At 60.2% G+C, this 16,063-nt stretch carries 12 protein-coding genes and 1 pseudogene; 3 read left to right on the top strand and 10 right to left on the bottom strand.

Annotated features, from left to right (window positions below; all coding sequences use genetic code 11):
* Positions 1-59 precede the first annotated feature (59 nt).
* Positions 60-1,022: an OmpA family protein gene (locus AC0T4W_RS11460; RefSeq protein ID WP_476319102.1), complete on the top strand. Its 963-nt coding sequence runs from the start codon at positions 60-62 to the stop codon at positions 1,020-1,022.
* A gap of 139 nt (positions 1,023-1,161) precedes the next feature.
* On the opposite strand, the gene cobA is transcribed toward AC0T4W_RS11460, so the two are convergent.
* The 5 genes from cobA to AC0T4W_RS11435 all read right to left on the bottom strand — a co-directional run bounded on the left by cobA (position 1,162) and on the right by AC0T4W_RS11435 (position 8,393).
* The gene (cobA, locus tag AC0T4W_RS11455) at positions 1,162-1,899 is read right to left on the bottom strand and encodes a uroporphyrinogen-III C-methyltransferase (protein WP_476319100.1); all 738 of its coding nucleotides are present in this window, start codon (positions 1,897-1,899) and stop codon (positions 1,162-1,164) included.
* A gap of 295 nt (positions 1,900-2,194) precedes the next feature.
* Positions 2,195-3,862, bottom strand: coding sequence for a bifunctional protein-serine/threonine kinase/phosphatase (locus AC0T4W_RS11450; RefSeq protein WP_476319099.1), 1,668 nt, complete (start codon positions 3,860-3,862; stop codon positions 2,195-2,197).
* Positions 3,863-3,946: 84 nt separating this feature from the next.
* Positions 3,947-5,158: a nitrate/nitrite transporter gene (locus tag AC0T4W_RS11445; protein ID WP_476319098.1), complete on the bottom strand. Its 1,212-nt coding sequence runs from the start codon at positions 5,156-5,158 to the stop codon at positions 3,947-3,949.
* 862 nt (positions 5,159-6,020) lie between these two features.
* Positions 6,021-6,467, bottom strand: coding sequence for a thioesterase family protein (locus tag AC0T4W_RS11440; RefSeq protein WP_476319097.1), 447 nt, complete (start codon positions 6,465-6,467; stop codon positions 6,021-6,023).
* An 81-nt stretch (positions 6,468-6,548) separates the two neighbouring features.
* Positions 6,549-8,393: a sulfatase-like hydrolase/transferase gene (locus AC0T4W_RS11435; RefSeq protein WP_476319096.1), complete on the bottom strand. Its 1,845-nt coding sequence runs from the start codon at positions 8,391-8,393 to the stop codon at positions 6,549-6,551.
* A gap of 397 nt (positions 8,394-8,790) precedes the next feature.
* Between AC0T4W_RS11435 and AC0T4W_RS11430 the strand changes: the two genes are divergently transcribed.
* The gene (locus AC0T4W_RS11430; RefSeq protein ID WP_476315485.1) at positions 8,791-10,146 is read left to right on the top strand and encodes an IS1182 family transposase; all 1,356 of its coding nucleotides are present in this window, start codon (positions 8,791-8,793) and stop codon (positions 10,144-10,146) included.
* 235 nt (positions 10,147-10,381) lie between these two features.
* Here the strand turns inward: AC0T4W_RS11430 and AC0T4W_RS11425 are convergent, their stop codons facing one another.
* From AC0T4W_RS11425 to AC0T4W_RS11410, 4 genes are all read right to left on the bottom strand, one after another.
* Entirely contained in the window at positions 10,382-11,173 is a 792-nt protein-coding gene (locus tag AC0T4W_RS11425) for an ABC transporter ATP-binding protein (RefSeq protein WP_476319095.1), read from the bottom strand.
* A 39-nt stretch (positions 11,174-11,212) separates the two neighbouring features.
* Positions 11,213-12,064, bottom strand: coding sequence for a nitrate ABC transporter permease (ntrB, locus tag AC0T4W_RS11420; RefSeq protein WP_476319093.1), 852 nt, complete (start codon positions 12,062-12,064; stop codon positions 11,213-11,215).
* A 14-nt stretch (positions 12,065-12,078) separates the two neighbouring features.
* Positions 12,079-13,362 carry a CmpA/NrtA family ABC transporter substrate-binding protein gene (locus AC0T4W_RS11415; RefSeq protein WP_476319092.1) on the bottom strand — a complete coding sequence of 428 codons (1,284 nt, stop codon included), beginning with the start codon at positions 13,360-13,362 and terminating at the stop codon, positions 12,079-12,081.
* 447 nt (positions 13,363-13,809) lie between these two features.
* Complete coding sequence (locus tag AC0T4W_RS11410) at positions 13,810-14,127, bottom strand: transcriptional regulator (RefSeq protein WP_476319091.1); 318 nt, start codon at positions 14,125-14,127, stop codon at positions 13,810-13,812.
* A 211-nt stretch (positions 14,128-14,338) separates the two neighbouring features.
* Here AC0T4W_RS11410 and AC0T4W_RS11405 point away from each other — a divergent pair, with 211 nt between their 5' ends.
* Positions 14,339-14,731: a hypothetical protein gene (locus AC0T4W_RS11405; RefSeq protein ID WP_476319090.1), complete on the top strand. Its 393-nt coding sequence runs from the start codon at positions 14,339-14,341 to the stop codon at positions 14,729-14,731.
* Positions 14,732-14,767: 36 nt separating this feature from the next.
* On the opposite strand, the pseudogene alaC reads toward AC0T4W_RS11405, so the two are convergent.
* Positions 14,768-15,993: pseudogene (gene alaC / locus AC0T4W_RS11400) on the bottom strand (alanine transaminase).
* Between the last annotated feature and the right edge of the window lie 70 nt (positions 15,994-16,063).

The following is a 16,063-nucleotide window of genomic DNA, read 5'->3' as shown; positions in this document are numbered from 1 at the left end:
GAGTTGTCTTGTGTTTGTCAGACAACTTACTGACCACCAAGATTAGGGAATAATTAGTAATGAAATTGAAAAACACTTTAGGCGTTGTCATTGGCTCGTTGTTGGCCACATCCTCCCTCAGCGTTCTGGCTCAGGGTCAAGGCGCTGTCGAAGTGGAGGGTTTTGCTAAGAAAGAGATGTTCGACAGCGCCCGTGACTTCAAAAACAACGGCAACCTGTTCGGCGGCAGCATCGGCTACTACTTGACTGATGACGTTGAACTGCGTCTGGCCTACGACGAAGTGCACAACGCTCGTGGCGAAGATGGTCGCAACATCAAGGGCTCTAACACCGCCCTGGATGCTCTGTACCACTTCAACAACGTTGGCGACGCACTGCGTCCTTACGTTTCTGCAGGTTTTTCGGATCAGAGCATCGGTCAAACCGGTCGCAATGGTCGTAATGGCTCTACCTTCGCCAACGTTGGCGGCGGTGCCAAGTACTACTTCACTGACAACTTCTATGCCCGTGCTGGCGTTGAAGCTCAGTACAACATCGACCAGGGCGACACCGAGTGGGCTCCAAGCGTCGGTATCGGCATGAACTTCGGTGGCGGCAGCAAGCCGGCTCCGGTTGTTGCTGCTGTTGAACCGACTCCTGAGCCAGTAGCTGCTGAAGAGCCGATGGAACAGGTTCGTGTTGAGTTGGACGTTAAGTTCGACTTCGACAAGGCCAGCGTTAAAGAAGAAAGCTACGGCGATATCAAAAACCTGGCTGACTTCATGAAGCAGTACCCGCAGACCACCACCGTGGTTGAAGGTCACACTGACTCCGTTGGTAGCGATGCTTACAACCAGAACCTGTCCGAGCGTCGCGCAAGCGCTGTTCGTGAAGTACTGGTTAATCAGTACGGCGTAGAGGCTAGCCGCGTTAACGCTGCTGGCTACGGCGAAGCCCGTCCGGTTGCTGATAACGCTACCGACAGCGGCCGCGCTGTTAACCGCCGCGTAGAAGCTGAAGTAGAAGCTCAGATCCAGCAGTAATCGATCTGGCTGTATAGAAAACCCGGCTTCGGCCGGGTTTTTCTTTATGGCCGCCAGCCATGGCGGCCATAAAGAAAAACCCACGCAAAAAAAGGCCCGCTTGTGGCGGGCAAGGGGAACTTCGCGGAGCGCGAAGCGGTTAGGCGCTGATAGCAGCGAGCTGCATGTTAGCTTGCCCGGCGACCTCGCCAATCACCAGAATGGCCGGGCTTTTCAATTGGAAGTCGTGAGCGGCTTGCTGCATGGCTGCAAGGTTGCTGCGGCACTCGCGCTGGTGTGGCAGGGAGGCGTTCTCGATCAAGGCCACGGGCATGTCAGCGCGCATGCCACCTGCCAGCAGGCTTTCGCGAATTTCTGCCAGTTTGGCCACGCCCATATACACCACCAGGGTGGTGCCGCTTTGGGCCAGGGCTGACCAGTTCAAGCTGCTGTCATCCTGGGTGTGGGCGGTAACCAGGGTCACCCCTCGGGCTACACCGCGCAGGGTCAGAGGGATGCCGCAGTTGGTCGCTCCGGCCAGACCTGCGGTGATGCCGTTAACCATTTCCACCTCGATACCGTGTTCGCTTAGCCAGTCGGCTTCTTCGCTGCCACGGCCGAAGATGCAGGGGTCGCCGCCTTTTAGGCGCACCACGCATTTGCCCTGGCGCGCATAGCGCAGCATCAGGCGATGGATAAATGCCTGCGGGGTAGAGCGGCAGCCGCCGCGTTTGCCCACCGGCATGATCCGCGCGTTGCGGCAGTGCTCCAGTACGGCGGGGTTGACCAGGTCATCGATCATCACGATCTCGGCCTGGTTCAGGGCCTTAACCGCCTTGAGGGTCAGCAACTCCGGGTCACCGGGGCCTGCGCCTACCAGCCAGACTTTTGCGCTCATTTTGATCTCCTCAGGCGTTGTGCATCTCGGCTGGCCGTCACGGATGGCCAACCAAAAAAAGCGTCCCGCTAGTCACCTAGCGAGGACGCCTTTGTCCAAATCCCGTTCTATCGGGAAGTGCAGCCTGCTTCGTTGAGGCCGCGCTTTATTAAATTGTGTAATCGACAATGCAGGGCCTGTGCCAACTTGCGTGATGCATATTTATAAGGTTTATCAGCGAGTTACAGATTATTTGCGAAGTATTTACGCACCGTTTAAAGGCGTCCTGCGCAGTATTGGTGCGCAAGTGGCGGATTTAACGCAGCAGCCCGATCAGCAGGAGCAAATTCAGCAGCAGCGAAAATAACGCCACGCTACGCCAGACCAGCAACGGCTCGCGCTCCAGTAGCGGGCGCGGTCGGCTGCTGAGGGATTTGCGTTCCGTTTGCTCCAGGTTGAGCAGCCATTCTTCGGCGGTTTCATAGCGCTGTTTCGGCTCGGCAATAAGGGCGCGATTGAGGCTATCGTCGACCCAACTGGGTAAATCTGGCCGATAACGGCTGGCTGGAGTCGGTTGGCCGAAACGAGGATGCTGGAAGGCTTCAATCTCGCCGTAGGGGAAGTGCCCCGTGAGCAGGAAATACAGGGTAACACCGGCGCTGTAGATGTCTTGCTGCGGGCTGGGGGCGACGCCGGTAAAGGCTTCCGGGGCGATGTAACTGGGGGTGCCGGGTAGTTCGCAGGCTTGATCACGGGTTAGTCCGGGGCAGTAGGCCAGGCCGAAATCCAGCACACGCAGCTCGCCGTCATCGCCCCGTAGGAGGTTTTCCGGCTTGATATCGCGGTGCAGGATATTGCGTCGGTGCAGCATACCGAGGGCTTTGATCAGCTGCGGGGCAATGTCCAGCCATTCCGGCAGGCCCAGCGGGCCGCTCAGGCGCAGGTGTTCGGCCAGGGTTTGCCCGGCATATTCACGCTGTACGTAATACAGGTGCTGGCGCTGCGGCAGCGGGTGCACTTCGGCGAAGAAGCGCCCGGCCACGCGGCGCAGAAACCACTCTTCGAGCAGCAGCGCGGGGCCGGCTTGCGGCTCATCGTCGCGACTGGGAGGCAAGGTTTTCAGCAGCCAGCGCCGCGCCTGGGCATCGCGCACCCGGTAGACCAGCGATTGGCGTGATTCGGCCAGCAGCCGTTCGACCTCCCAGCCTTCGAAGTTCTGCCCCTCACGCAGTTTGGGCGGCAGCGGCCAGTGCTGCAGCTGCGCCAGGGTGTCGGCCAGATCGCTTTGCGGCAATGCCTCGACGCGCAGCAGCAGGGCGCTGGCGTTGTCCTGGCTGCCGGCCAGATGTGCGGCATTGACCAGCGCACGGCTGGCGGCGGGCAGGTCCTGTTCATCGTGGAGGATGCGCTGAATGCCCGCGTCGCCCAGGGTGGCCCAGATGCCGTCACTGACCAGCACAAAACATTCGCCCTGACGGAGCTCGCCATTCAGATAATCCATCACCAGGTGCTGATCCAGGCCCATGGCGCGTTTGAGCACATGCTGCATGCCTGGTTGTTCCCACACATGGTCTTCGCTGAGGCGCTCAAGCGTGCCGTCCAGCCAGCGATAGGCCCGGCAATCGCCAACATGCGCCAGGGTAAAACGCCGACCGCGCAGGATCAGTGCGCTCAGGGTGGTGAGCAACGGCTGACCGCCGCCATTGGCTTGTAGCCAGCGGTTGTGCGCAACCAGTACGCGGTCCAGCGACTGGGTCACCGCCCAGGTTTCCGGGGTGCAGTAGTAATCCAGGGCCAGGGCCTGCAGGGTGGCGCGCGCCGCCAGGCCGCCGTCGGCGCACTGGCTGACGCCATCGGCGAGTGCGAACAGGTAGCCCTTACTGGCCGCGAGCGCCGGCACCGGGGTGACCACGCGAATGGCATCCTGATTCTCGCTACGCGGGCCGGTGGCACTGGCTTCGCCGAAGGTCAGTTGCAAGGCCATGCTGAAGTTCCTGGGTCTGTTGCTGAATAGGTCTGTTGTTGAAGAAGCGCTGAGGCAAAGGCAGCATCCCCGGCGTTCGTGCAATTACACCCGCGCCGCAGTCACTGCGGCACTGCCCCAGGTGGTGCGCCAGCGCATCTTGACCCCATACAGGCCGAACCAGGCCAGCACGCCGAGGCTGGCGAACAGCCACAGGCCAAGCTGGTAGTCTCCGGTCTGCTGCTTGATGGTGCCCAGACCCGCAGCGAGGAGGAAGCCGCCGATGCCACCGGCCATGCCGATCAGCCCGGTCATCACGCCGATTTCTTTGCGAAAGCGCTGTGGCACCAGTTGGAATACCGCGCCGTTACCGGCGCCGAGGCCGAGCATGGCGGTGACGAACAGGGTTAGTGCGGCAGCCGAGCTTTCCAGGTTGAAGCCCACTGCGGCAATGCTCAAAGAGGCCAGGGTGTACATCATCAGCAGCGAACGGATGCCGCCGATACGGTCGGCCAGTGCGCCGCCGAGTGGGCGCATTAGGCTGCCGGCGCAAACGCAGGCGGCGGTGTAGTAGCCGGCGGTCACCGGGCTCAGGCCGTACTGGTCGTTGAAATAGCCGGGCAAGGCGCTGGCCAGGCCGATAAAGCCGCCGAAGGTGACGCTGTAGAAAAACATAAACCACCAGCTGTCGCGGTCACCCAGGGCTTTCAGGTAGTCAGTCAGGGCTTTGGGCTTGGGCCGCTTCGGGGCGTTTTTTGCGAGCAGGGCGAAGATCAGCAGGGTCGCCAGCAGCGGGATCAATGCCCAGCCGAAGACGTTCTGCCAACCGAACAGCGCCGCCAAACCAGGGGCGAACAGCGCGGCCAGCACGGTGCCGGAGTTGCCCGCACCAGCAATGCCCATGGCTTTGCCTTGGTGCTGCGGCGGATACCACTGCGAGGCCAGCGGCAGAGCAACGGCGAAGGCGGCGCCGGCAAAACCTAGGAACAGGCCGAGCAGTAGCGCCTGCTTATAGCTGCTGATACCGATCTGCCAGGCGCAGAACAATGCCACGATAACGACTACTTGGCCCATCAGGCCGGCGGTTTTGGGCGACAGGCGATCAGCCAGAAAACCCATCAGCAAGCGCAGTATGGCGCCAGCGAGGATCGGCGTAGCGACCATCAGGCCGCGCTGTTGGGCGCTCAGGTCAAGATCGGTGGCGATCTGCACAGCCAGCGGGCCGAGCACGTACCAGACCATAAAGCTCAGGTCGAAATACAGAAACGCGGCGAACAAGGTTGGGGTGTGGCCGGATTTCCAGAAACTTGTATTCATCGAAAACCTCATTCAGTAAAAAAGGGTCCCGGTGGGGTGCGGTACGCCATGGTCGTGGACATGGCGGCCGCAACCCATCGGGGAGGTGGTGTACTTGTGGTACGCCACCCTGAGGAAGAGGGTCTGTTGACGCTTCGACGCGGCTCGCGGCGAAACATCAACAGACCCTCCGCCACAGCAGGGTTGAGAGGATTACCAGCGCAAGTCCTGGATCACAGGGCAGGGCCAGCCCCAAACGCTGGGGCGTAAAACGCAAAACGCCGCATAACCGAACGCCCTGGGGCGTGGTTTATGCGACGTCTTTGTCGTTTGTTGAGCAGCCGCCATTGGCTACCTGTAACAGGGCTATAGCAAGAGCTGCGCCAACCGGATAAAGCCCTGTATTCGCTGGGTTTTCAGCTATTGGATGGCGGCAGCAGTGCTGCAAAAGGAGGCGTTAGCGGAGGGCTTGCCCTTGAATAGGGCGCAAAGCGTATTCCCGGTTCTGGCAAACCAGGCTGGGTAAGAACAGGATGCGAGGAGCCTTGGCTCGAGGGCTTTAGCTATTGCGCGTTAGCGCGCTGCAGCCTAAGCCACTTGGTCTGGTGTCGGTGACTGTGTGTGCAGCCTGGGTCGGTAAGGGAAGGGTTAGGAGGGCCAGAGCGAGTAGGTTGCTCAAGAGCCCGGCGTGGCGGACATGGCTGCGCGTGGTCGGCATAGCAATTCCCCTGCTTTTGTTGTTATGCCTAAGGCGTAGCAGAGGATGTGCCAGCTGTCACGATTACAGCCAAATAATTGCGCAATTAAGGTGCATTCGGGTCGTATTGCCGCGATCAAGCGTGATCCATCCGGCAATTACCAGCTTTATGTCGGTAAGCCCAGGTTACTTGCTCAGCCAGTTGACCTTGCTGAATTTGCCGCTGAAAGTGGCCGGCATCTGCACCACCTTGCCCAGTTTGTAGTTGAAGAACACAAAGCCAGACTTGGCCATGGCCACCATCGCGCCGTCGGCGGGGCGGGTGATGCGAAAGGTGATGTCGCCGCCGTAGGTGTTGAAGTCCATCACGCCAACCTCGAATAGCAACTGATCGCGGGCGTGGGCTTCAGCGCGGTAGGTGGTGGCAAGGTCGGTGACGATAATGCCGGTACCGTCTTCCTGGGTTTCTTCGATGCCGAACTCAAACAGAAAACGCGCCCGTGCCTCGGAAATCATCGAGATCATCGAATCATTGCCCAGGTGGTTGGCGGCATTGATATCGGTTACCCGTACAGTCAGGTGGGTGCTGTAGCAGAACTGGTCTTCGGGAAATTCAAGGGTTAGGCGGGCCATGGGCAAGGTCGCAGTCGAGAAAGACCGCCAGTTTACTCAATAGTGACGGGCGCCATCCATGGCTGCACACGCCCGTGCTATTTAATGCGCGAGAAAGCGGCGAATACTCTGCAGTTCGCTGCGTATCACCGGCATGACCAGTGGCAATAGCCGCGAGGCATCGGCAATCGGCCGATCATCGGCGTGGCTGGTTTGCATGGCGGTGAAACTGCCGCTGGAAAACGGCAGTACCACCTTGTGCTGGCCGTCCATAAAGGCCAGTCGGTCCCAGTCGCCGGCAATCAGCATGCGCTTGGCGCTGGGTTTTAACAGGCTTTGGCCGATGCTGTAGTCACGCGCTGGATTATTCACCCCAAGCAGTGGCAGCAGGGTTGGAAGTAGGTCGACATGGCTGGTCGGCAGTACTTCGCGATGCGCCGCCTGACCAGGCACCCAGAGCACCAGCGGAACCTTGATCTGCTCATCAACAAAGGTCGAGTTGTGGCCCCAGCGGCCTTTTTCCATAAATTCTTCGCCGTGGTCGCCGGTGATCACGATCAGCGTGTTGTCGAGCAGCCCCTTGGCCTGCAGATGCTCAGTGATGCGCGCTATCTGGCTATCGAGGTGGTGCACCGAGTTGAGGTAGCGCTTGTAGATGCCCTGAATATCCCGCTCCAGATCCATGCTGGCGTAGCTGAAGTCCGCTAGGTAGTCAGGTTCGATGACCGACTCAGGAGGGAATTCGTAGTTGGCATGGGGTGACTCGAAAAACATAAAGGTCATAAAGGGTTTGGCGGGGGCGCGCTGGTCAATGAACTGCAGCAGGTCATCGACATTCTTGCGGTCACGCTGCCAGCTGTGGCCCTGGTCAAAAGCCTGCATCTGCTCTGCGGGGACTTTGACGAACAGGGTTTTGTCGAACTCCGGGTAGCTGAATTTGACACTGGTAAACAGCTTCATCTGGTACTGCTGCTGTTGCAGCACATCGATCAGCGGACTGCCGACTCGCGCATCCAGTACCGGGAACCAGAGGTTGGCCGGCAGCCCGTAGAACTGGCTGAACATGCCGATGCGTGTGCCGTTACCGCCGGAAAAGTGATTGTCGAAACGCTGCGCGCGTTCGGCGAATGCGTGGGTCTGCGGCATTACCCGTGGGTTGAGGCTGTCCGCCCGCCAGGATTCGGCCACCAGCCACACCACATTCAATGGCTTGGCCGGCGGTTCGATACGCAAGGGGGCTTGTGGATAGGCCAGCTGACCTTTCAGCGCGACATTTTCCACTTCCATACGCTGCGGGCGCTCCAGGCCCAGGCGTTTTTCGAGGAAACGGCGCATGGTCAGGGGCTGGTAAAACGGCATGCGCTGGGCGGTTTCCAGCAGTGGGCTGTAGCCATAGAAATGGCTGAGCGCATAGCTGGTTCGTTCACCTAAGGTCAGCAGGATAAACAGCGGCAGCACCCAGAGTAGGCGCGGTACCGGCACGCCGTGCACCTTGCGAGCTAGGCCTGCGGCCAGCAGATAGAGCGCGCCTTGGCCGGCGACTATGGCGAGGGCAATCAAGGCAAAGCCGCGCTCGCTGGATTCTGATGAGCCCAGGGCTGCGATACCGCCGGGGGTGGTCAGAATGTTCCAGACAAAACCGTTGAGGTGAAAGCCATAGAGCTTCCACAACAGCATGTCGGCGTAAATCAACAGTTGCAGCGCACTGGCCAGAGCAATCAGCAGGACGATGCGCGCTGCCCCCAGCCAACGCCCGCACAGCCGGCATAGCAGCCAAAGCGGACTGATAAACAGCAAGGCATAGCTGCCGATCAGCGCCCCTTGATACACCCACATACCCAGCGACTCTGCTGGTTCGAACAGTTGGCTAAGATGGACGGCTGCGGCCAGCCAGGTAAACAGCCAATACAACGCGTCAACGCGGCGAGCGGGCGCAAAGGGGGGCATAGACAGTTCCTTATTAGGGGTGTGGCACGAAGCGTTGCAGCGTAAGGCTGTTTGCTTAAGCGGGGCTTAACGCCGACGAGGGGTTAGCGATGCCTGCTGTCGAGCCAAAAGAAGGTCACTCTGCCGCCCCGCTGGAGGGGCCACTGTGATCCTGGATGTAGGCGCCAGCCTTGAAATACAGCTGCTGGCTACCCCCGTGCGTACTCAACTCCCTATGCAGGCCGCCATTGTCGCCATCGCTGCTGCTGACACTGACTGCTAGCATGCCGCTGGGACTGAGGCTGGGGGCGCAGATCATAGCCGAAGCGCTCGCCTAGGAGCCTGTCGGACTTTCTGACTCTTCCTTGCGCTGAAAGTATTCGCGACAATCAAGGCCCTGCAATCGAGAGCCCCGCTGATGAGCCGTTTTGTCCTTGCTGACCGAGACACTGCGTATTTACTACCGCCTTCGGTGAACGAGTGGTTGCCGGCGGATCACTTGGCGCGGTTCGTGGTCGAGGTCATCGAGCAACTCGATTTGAGCGAGCTGACTGGGCAGTATGCGGGGCGGGGTTCAGCTGCCCACCATCCGGCCGTGCTCCTGGGGCTGCTGATATACGGCTACGCCAATGGCGTGCACTCCAGCCGCAAGATCGAACGCGCGACCTATGACTCGGTAGCGTTCCGTTATCTGGCGGCCAACACCCACCCCGATCACGACACCTTGGCTACGTTCCGTCGACGTTTCCGGCAGCAGGTTGAATCGCTGTTCGTCCAGGTGCTGATGCTGGCGCGCGAGATGAAGCTGCTCAAGCTCGGTCATATCGCTCTCGACGGCACCAAGATCGAGGCCAACGCCAGTAAGCACAAGGCCTTGTCCTGGGCGCACGCCAACAAGATCGAGGCGCAGTTACGCCAGGAGGTCCAGCAGTTGCTGGCGCTGGCCGAGAACAGCGACTGCGCCGCCGTACCCGATGGCATGGATGTGCCGGCGGAGATTGCCCGGCGCGAAGATCGGCTCAGCGCGATAGCCCAGGCCAAAGCGAAGATCGAGCAACGTGCAGCTGAGCGACACGCCATTGAGCAACAGCAATTCGAGGCCAAGACGGCCAAGCGTGAGGCCCAGCGCAAGGCTGGAAAGAAACCACGCGGCAAGGATCCAGAACCGCCCGCAGCGGGCCCCAAAGACAGCGATCAAGTCAATCTGACCGATGAAGAGTCACGCATCATGCCCGTCTCCGGTGGCGGCTTCGAGCAGAGCTATAACGCTCAAGCCGGGGTCGACACCGAGACGATGCTGGTGGTCACACAGCATGTAACCCAGGCCTGCAACGACAAGCGCGAAGTGGTTCCCACGCTACAGCGCATAGCCACCTTGCCCGCCGAATTAGGCGAGGTGAAAAGCCTGATTGCGGACAGCGGCTTCTTCAGCCAGGCCAACGTGAGCGCCTGCCACGAAGCCAAGGTCGAACCGCTTCTGGCGCTCAAACGCGAGTCGCACCACACCCCGGTACTGGAGCGCTTTGCCACCGACTCGCCGCTACCACAGACGAGTAACCCAGTCGAACAGATGGCTCACCGACTGAGCACGCAAGAAGGTCGAGCGCTGTACAGGCTACGCAAACAGACGGTCGAACCGGTGTTTGGCATCATCAAGCGAGTGATGGGCTGGCGGCAGATGAGCATGCGCGGCCTGGCCAACGCCCAGGGCGAATGGAGCCTGGTGACCATGGCCTGGAACATCAAGCGTTTGCATGTGCTACGCGCGATGTAACGCGGCCGAAAAGTACGCCCACCCGCGTCCAGGCAGCTGCTCAGGTGCACGAACGGACCGCCTGGGTTCGCGATAGTCAACTCGGATGCTTAGAAAGAACGACCCCGAGCAATCAAAGACCTAAACCCGCGCTGTCATTCCTTTTCGGGTTAAGTCCGACAGGCTCCTAGACGGATGTTTTCCGCAAGATTGGCAAAGCACCCGCAGGTTTGCGGGTGCTTTGCCATCAGTTAGTTCAGGCAGCCGGGCGCTGCTGGCGTTGGTAAAGGAACTCCAGCACAGCGGTACGATAGGTGTGGTACTGCGGGTCGTTGGCCAGGGCCAGACGATCGCGTGGGCGCGCCAGGTCGACTTTGACGATATCGCCCACGGTCGCCGCCGGGCCGTTGGTCATCATTATGATGCGGTCGGAGAGCAGTACGGCTTCGTCGACATCATGGGTGACCATCACCACGGTGCTATGGGTTTCGCCGACGATGCGTAGCAGCTCGTCTTGCAGGTGCGCGCGGGTCAGGGCGTCCAGCGCGCCGAAGGGTTCGTCCATCAGCAATACCTTGGGCTCCATCGCCAGGGCGCGGGCGATGCCGACACGCTGCTTCATGCCGCCGGAGATTTCATTGGGATGCTTGTAGGTGGCATGACTCAGGCCAACCATGGCCAGGGCTGCTTCGGTGCGCGCCTTGAGCTGGGCCTTGCTTTCCTTGCCAGCGAAGACTTTTTCAACCGCCAGGTAGACGTTGCCGTAGCAGGTCATCCAGGGCAGCAGGCTGTGGTTCTGGAACACCACACCGCGCTCGGGGCCGGGGCCGTCGATTTCGCGGCCATTGCAGATCAGGCCGCCTTCGCTGGCTTCCAGCAGGCCGGCGATCAGGTTGAGCACGGTGGATTTACCGCAACCCGAGTGGCCGATCAGGGTGACGAACTCACCCTTGGCAATGCTCAGGTTGACGTTGGTGAGGGCCTGGAAGCGGCCTTTCTTGGTGTCGAAATACTTGCCGACCTGGGTCAGCTCCACGAATTTATCCATGTTGCGGCTCCTTAAACTGGCGTAATCAGCTGGCCTGCTTTAACTGGCGTAGTCGAAACGTTTGGCCAGCAGCAACAGCAGTTGCTCCAAGGCCAAGCCGACCAGGCCGACGATGATGATGGCGATCAGGATGTGCTCGACGTTAAGGTTGTTCCACTCATCCCACACCCAGAAGCCCAGGCCAGTACCACCGGTAAGCATCTCGGCGGCGACGATTACCAGCCAGGCCACGCCAATGGCCAGGCGGATGCCGGTCATCAGGTGCGGCAGTACGGCGGGAAACAGGATGCGGGTGAGCACTTTGAACTCTGACAGCTTGAGCACCCGCGCCACGTTCAGGTAATCCTGCGGCACGCTGGCCACGCCAGCGGCGGTGTTGAGGATGATCGGCCAGATCGAGCTGATAAAAATCACCCAGATTGACGCAGGTCCTGCCGCTTCGAACACCAGCAGACCGATGGGCAGCCAGGCCAGCGGCGAAACCGGGCGCAGCAGGCTGATGATCGGCCAGAGCATGCCGGCCAAGAAGGCAAAGCGGCCGATGGCAAAACCCAGCGGAATGCCGATCAGCGCCGCCAAACCAAAGCCGATACCAACGCGGCCCAGCGAATGCAGGATGTTCCAGCCGATGCCCATGTCATTCGGGCCGTTGTCATAGAAGGGGTTGGCAAACAGTTCCAGCGCCGCCGCCCAGGTACTGATCGGGCCAGGCAGGCCCTCACTCTTGGTCGCAATCAGTGCCCACACGCCGATAAACAGCAGGATACCGAGCAGCGGAGGCACCACCGCCTTGAGCAGGCTGCTTAGCGCTGCCACGCCTGGCAGAGTCAGGCGTGGCGCTTTGCTGATCGGCGCAGACAACGGCAATGGGGTTTTCAGTGGTGCGTTCATCACGAACCTCCCAATCAGGCTTTAATCGCAAAGGAGTTGGCATAGGCCGCCGGGTCGGAGCCGTTCCACACGTTCCCGTCGATCAGCGTGCTGCTGCGCAGCGAGCTGGCCGGCACGGGGATGTTCAGCGCACTGGCGGCTTCCTTGTACAGCGCAACCTGGTTGACCCCAGCGGCGACGGCGGCGTAGTTCGGGTCTTGCTTGATCAGGCCCCAGCGCTTGAACTGGGTCATAAACCACATGCCGTCGGAGTGATACGGGAAGTTCACCGTGCCGTTTTTGCAGAAGGCCATGGCGTGTTCGTCCTTCCAGCTGTTGCCCAGGCCGTCCTCGTAGTGGCTGAGGAAGCGCGGCTCGATCACCTTGACCGGCGCATTGACGTAGGCCTTGCCGGATATCAATTTGGCCGTGCTCTTGCGGTTTTCCTCGCTGGCCTCAATAAACTGGCTGGCCTCCAGCACGGCCATGATCAGCGCACGGGCCGCGTTGGGGTATTGCTCGATAAAGGCGCGGGTGGTGCCGAGGACCTTTTCCGGGTGATCCGGCCAGATCTGCTGGCTGGTCACGGCGGTGAAACCGATTTTGTCGGCAATCGCCCGCGCGCCCCAGGGCTCGCCGACGCAGAAGCCGTCCATATTGCCAACGCGCATATTGGCGACCATTTGCGGTGGCGGCACGACGATGGTTTTCACATCGCTCATCGGGTTGATGCCCACGCTCGCCAGCCAGTAATACAACCACATGGCATGGGTGCCGGTGGGGAAGGTCTGAGCGAAGGTCAGCGGGTTACCGCCTTTTTTCACATGCTCGGCCAGTTGCGCACCGTTGTTGACACCGGCCTCTTTGAGCTGCTTGGAAAGGGTGATGGCCTGGCCGTTCTGGTTCAGGCCCATCAGTACCGCCATGTCCTTTTGCGGCCCGGCGATACCCAGTTGTGCGCCGTACATCATGCCGTACAACACGTGGGCGGCATCCAGCTCACCGGTATTCAACTTGTCGCGCACACCGGCCCAGGAGGCTTCCTTGCTCGGGGTGATGGTCAGGCCGTATTTCTCGCCAAAACCTTGAGTAGCGGCGACCACTACCGATGCGCAGTCGGTGAGTGGGATAAAGCCAACTTTTAGCGCAGCCTTTTCTGGCGCATCGGAACCGGCGGCCCAGGCCACGCTACGCAGCGAGGCGGGCGCGCTAAGGCCAAGGGCGGCGACACCGCCGACAGTGCCGGCGACGGCAATTGAGGTTTTCAGGAAGTTACGGCGGCTGTGCAGGCTGGGGTGCTTCGAATCACGATCAGTCATAGGTCTGTCCTTTCTGGCCGATAAAACGGCTGAAACAAAAAACGGCGTACGCCAGGCCACCTCAAAAAGGGGACCTGACGGACGCCGTTGTCCGTGATCCGCGGCTCACCGCCGTTGGTGGGCTGCGCAGGAATCTTGTGAGGACAACTGCAAGGGGCTTGCCAGCTTTGCTGGAGAACAGTGGCTAACAGCGGTCGGGGCGCGTTGAAAACGGCTCGAACGAGCCTTAGGTTGGCAGGCTTAAACGCTATAAATCATAGGGTTAAGCGCGGTATTGAATGTTGGCTAACACATATTTTTTTGGCCGTAGCGGGGCGTCATACCATGGCCCAGCAGCGCTTTCAGCAGGCTTATTGAGCCAATGCTGTGCATGGCCAAGGCGCTGACAAGCGCTTTTGCTTCGCCTTGGTGCCGGGCGAGCACTGGGCTTGATCGTGGCCCACAGCCTTAGCGCGAGAGCGTTTTGCCCTGGGCTTCCTCGACAAACTCCCTGAGCCAGCGCAGTACCTCCACCGCCTCCCAGCGCGAGGGGTCGAACATGGCATAGGCCAGGCCTTGATAGCCGACTACATCCAGCTGACGGTGATAGCCGGCACGCTGCAACAAGGCTTCGATCTCGGCAAAACAGGTGTTGAAGTGCACCCGGGAAAACGGCGTCTTGCCCTCGGTAACGATGCCTTCAAGCTGCAATTCATTGACGGTAGCCCGGACTTTCTCCAGGGACATGCGGTTGATGCTGTGTTTCAGCTGCAGTACGTCGAGCATCTGGGTACTCCTGATAACGCCTTGTATGAGCCCGATCTGCCGGGCGGCATGGTTGGCTGGATGGCATGACCAAGGGTAATCGAAAAATACTGTACAAATAAACAGTATTCGATAATAGTAAGCCCAAGGCCTTAACCGGCACCTACTCGATCACTCGCGCCATCTGCCCGCAAAGCCAATGGCCACAGGCACTGCAGAGGAGTCACTAACAATGCAACAGATGCTGATGACAATTGTACTGTTGGGTCTTTTGGCTGGTTGTGCGCAACCGCAGCTTGATCAACCCAGGGCCAATGGCACCTATCTGGTGATCGAGAACGGCCAGGCCTGGGCCGTGCTGGTAGCCGACGGCAAACGCGTGGAAGAGCAGGGCACGGTGGTGGATGTGATCAAACTGCCCAGCAAGGATTCTGCAGTAGCGGCCAGTTATGTGATCGAAACGGCCAATTGCGGCCGTGTGCAGTGGCTGAGCGAACGCTCGGATGCAGCGGATGGTATGACCAACCTGATGTCGCTGCACAGCAATAATCAACTGGGGCAGAGCGGCTGCGTAATTACCAGTGGTCTAAGCAAGGTTTGGACGGTGCTGGATTACTCCGGCTGAAACCAAAGAGGGCACCCTAAGGTGCCCTCTGTTCGTTTACTCGTCGGCTTTGGCCTTTTTGCCGGGTAACAGGCCATCGGCACGGAACATTGTTTTGATCCCGCGAATCGCTTGACGGATGCGGTCCTGGTTCTCGATCAGGGCAAAGCGTACATGGTCATCGCCGTAATCGCCGAAACCGATGCCCGGTGACACGCAGACCTTGGCCTCCAGCAGCAGCTTCTTGGCGAATTCCAGCGAGCCGAGCTGGGCGTACTGCTCGGGAATCTTCGCCCAGACATACATCGAGGCTTTCGGGTTCTCGACCATCCAGCCCAGCTCGTGCAGGCCTTTGACCAGCAGGTTGCGGCGCTGGCGGTATTGCTCGGCGATATCACGAACGCATTGCTGATCACCTTCCAGTGCTGCAATCGCCGCCACCTGCAGCGGAGTGAAGGTGCCGTAGTCGTGGTAGCTCTTGATCCGCGCCAAGGCGCTGACCAGCTCCTTATTGCCGACCATAAAGCCGATGCGCCAACCGGCCATGTTGTAGCTCTTGGACAGGGTAAAGAACTCCACGGCAATGTCCTTGGCGCCCGGTACCTGCATGATCGACGGGGCTTTCCAGCCGTCGTAGACGATATCGGCGTAGGCCAGGTCGTGAATCACCAGCACATCATATTGCTTGGCCAGGGCCACCACGCGCTCGAAGAAGTCCAGCTCCACGCACTGCGCGGTGGGGTTGGAGGGAAAACCCAAGATCATCATCTTCGGCTTGGGGATCGACTCGCGAATTGCCCGCTCCAGTTCGGCGAAGAAGTCCACGCCGGGAATCAGCGGCACCGAACGCACCTGGGCGCCGGCGATTACCGCGCCATAGATGTGGATCGGGTAGCTGGGGTTGGGCACCAGCACCGTGTCGCCATGGTCCAGGGTGGCCAGCATCAGGTGCGCCAGGCCTTCCTTGGAGCCGATGGTGACGATGGCTTCGCTTTCAGGATCGATCTCGACTTCGTAGCGGTCCTTGTACCAGCGCGAGATGGCGCGGCGCAGGCGCGGAATGCCGCGCGAGGTGGAATAGCCGTGGGTGTCTTCACGCTGGGCGACCTGCACCAGCTTTTCGACGATATGCGGCGGCGTGGGGCCATCGGGGTTGCCCATGCTGAAGTCGATGATGTCTTCGCCACGGCGACGCGCGGCCATCTTCAGTTCGGCGGTGATATTGAAAACGTAGGGGGGAGTCGATCGATGCGCGCAAAGCGGCGCGAAGCTTGGTCAGCCATGCTTTCCTCGGATACGTAAGCGCCCGGAACCGTCCGAGCGACGTTGGCCAGTGCGCTGGCCAGGCGGCGA

Source organism: Pseudomonas sp. C7.1, assembly GCF_056312395.1.
This window is presented reverse-complemented; position numbering and strand designations above follow the sequence as displayed.

Coding starts and splice junctions, on each gene's coding strand:
- AC0T4W_RS11460 (WP_476319102.1), top strand. CDS start 60: ATGAAATTGAAAAACACTTTAGGCGTTGTCATTGGCTCGTTGTTGGCC.
- cobA (WP_476319100.1), bottom strand. CDS start 1,899: ATGAGCGCAAAAGTCTGGCTGGTAGGCGCAGGCCCCGGTGACCCGGAG.
- AC0T4W_RS11450 (WP_476319099.1), bottom strand. CDS start 3,862: ATGGCCTTGCAACTGACCTTCGGCGAAGCCAGTGCCACCGGCCCGCGT.
- AC0T4W_RS11445 (WP_476319098.1), bottom strand. CDS start 5,158: ATGAATACAAGTTTCTGGAAATCCGGCCACACCCCAACCTTGTTCGCC.
- AC0T4W_RS11440 (WP_476319097.1), bottom strand. CDS start 6,467: ATGGCCCGCCTAACCCTTGAATTTCCCGAAGACCAGTTCTGCTACAGC.
- AC0T4W_RS11435 (WP_476319096.1), bottom strand. CDS start 8,393: ATGCCCCCCTTTGCGCCCGCTCGCCGCGTTGACGCGTTGTATTGGCTG.
- AC0T4W_RS11430 (WP_476315485.1), top strand. CDS start 8,791: ATGAGCCGTTTTGTCCTTGCTGACCGAGACACTGCGTATTTACTACCG.
- AC0T4W_RS11425 (WP_476319095.1), bottom strand. CDS start 11,173: ATGGATAAATTCGTGGAGCTGACCCAGGTCGGCAAGTATTTCGACACC.
- ntrB (WP_476319093.1), bottom strand. CDS start 12,064: ATGAACGCACCACTGAAAACCCCATTGCCGTTGTCTGCGCCGATCAGC.
- AC0T4W_RS11415 (WP_476319092.1), bottom strand. CDS start 13,362: ATGACTGATCGTGATTCGAAGCACCCCAGCCTGCACAGCCGCCGTAAC.
- AC0T4W_RS11410 (WP_476319091.1), bottom strand. CDS start 14,127: ATGCTCGACGTACTGCAGCTGAAACACAGCATCAACCGCATGTCCCTG.
- AC0T4W_RS11405 (WP_476319090.1), top strand. CDS start 14,339: ATGCAACAGATGCTGATGACAATTGTACTGTTGGGTCTTTTGGCTGGT.